Here is a 1,424-nt window from a genome sequence, read left to right on the forward strand (position 1 = left end):
TTATCCGGCTAATCAACGTCAGTTTGGTGTTTTGGCCGGTTAATGAAGTCAGTCGCGCAGGCGGCGTAGCTGTTCTTCGTGGCTGCGGATTTGTTCGGCCAGAGTATTTACCGCCGCCCGTAGCGTTGTAATCTCCTCGGTGATCACGGTCATCGGAGTCTCGGTGGTCTTGGCGTGTTTATGGTGCTCGACGATGGCGCGCAGGTCCGTGTCGCGGTAAAGCGTGGAGCGACTGAGCCCAGTAGCTTTGGCAACGGCGGTGAACGTGACTGGGTGGCCGTGACGGACCAGATCGGTACAGACACGCTCGACAGTGTTGATCCGGTCGTTGGAGTTCATCCGGCGGTGGCCTGCGTGTTAGCCATCAGCGCGTCGAGGCGGCTGATGAGCTTGTGGTGGCGGTCGGCTTCGTCGATCCATCCGCGGTCTTCGGCGTCGCGGGCGAGAGCTTCGGCGTCGACACGCTGGGCGGCCAGGATCGGCAGCGACGAGGCATCAGCACGGTAGCTGGGGCAGTGTTCACAGATGTTGGCATAAGGGCACGCACCCTGAGCGGGAGCGCGTAGGCAGAACCCGCCGGCCATCCGCGATTTCAGCAGGGGCGTGTCTTTCCAGTCCTGTCCGCCGGTGATGTCGGTCAATGGAAGCTGGGTTCTGCCGCCTGGACCGGTGTTACTCGGTGCGGTGTTTGGCGTTGCCTGCGGCGCTGTCTGCTGTTTGGCTAGGTCCAGTGCGCGTTCGTACTCCTCGCGGACGGTGGAGTCGAACAGGCGCCCGTAGCGCAGACTCATCTCAGCACTGACGTGGCCCAGCAGGGCCATCAGTGCTTGCAGGGAGACGCCGGCATTGACCAGCGCGGTCGCGTAAGTATGGCGCAACTGATGGGACGTGACGTGTTCGAGTCCTGCGATGTCGGCGGCGTGGTCGAGTTCGGCGCGTACTCCCTGCTGGGTGAGGCGGCGTCCGAGGTAGGTGAACAGGAACTGTGCAGACCGCCGGTAACGCGGGTGGGGCAACGGCCTGCCGTGGGAGCGGATCTGGGTGATCCGGTCGATGAGGTCGAGAGTCTCGACATCGAGGGGGACCATGCGTTCGGTGGCCATTTTGCCCAGCGGGATCTTCAGCCAGGCACCGTTGCCATCGATCTCGTGGACGCAGTCCAGTTCCAGGTCTAGTAGTTCACCGATGCGTAGCCCGCAGGCACGTTGGACCCGCAGGGCCAGTGCGGCCAGCTCGTTGGTGGGATGGTCGGTCAGCGCCTCTTGGAGGCGGCGGTCGGCGTCGATGGGCAGGTAGCGTGGGAGGACTTGTGGGAGTTTGGGGATGTCATCGCGGAAGATGACTTTCCGGGCCGGGGCGACGTCCCAGCCCCACTCGGTGATGTCGGTGAGAAACGTCGTGACCGCGACGACGCGGCGGTTGCG

2 protein-coding genes are annotated in these 1,424 nt (G+C 63.7%); both read right to left on the minus strand.

Going from position 1 to position 1,424, the window contains the following annotated elements; translation table 11 throughout:
* Window positions 1–48: 48 nt before the first annotated feature.
* Window positions 49–339, minus strand: a complete 291-nt coding sequence (locus INT32_RS21985) for a DUF6262 family protein (protein WP_009885260.1) — start codon at window positions 337–339, stop codon at window positions 49–51.
* Window positions 336–1,424 (minus strand): tyrosine-type recombinase/integrase (locus INT32_RS21990; RefSeq protein WP_145998282.1); only part of this gene is annotated, 1,089 nt, incomplete at its 5' end. The genes INT32_RS21990 and INT32_RS21985, both read right to left, overlap by 4 nt.

The organism is Advenella sp. FME57 (genome assembly GCF_014897675.1).
Lineage (GTDB): Bacteria > Pseudomonadota > Gammaproteobacteria > Burkholderiales > Burkholderiaceae_B > Advenella.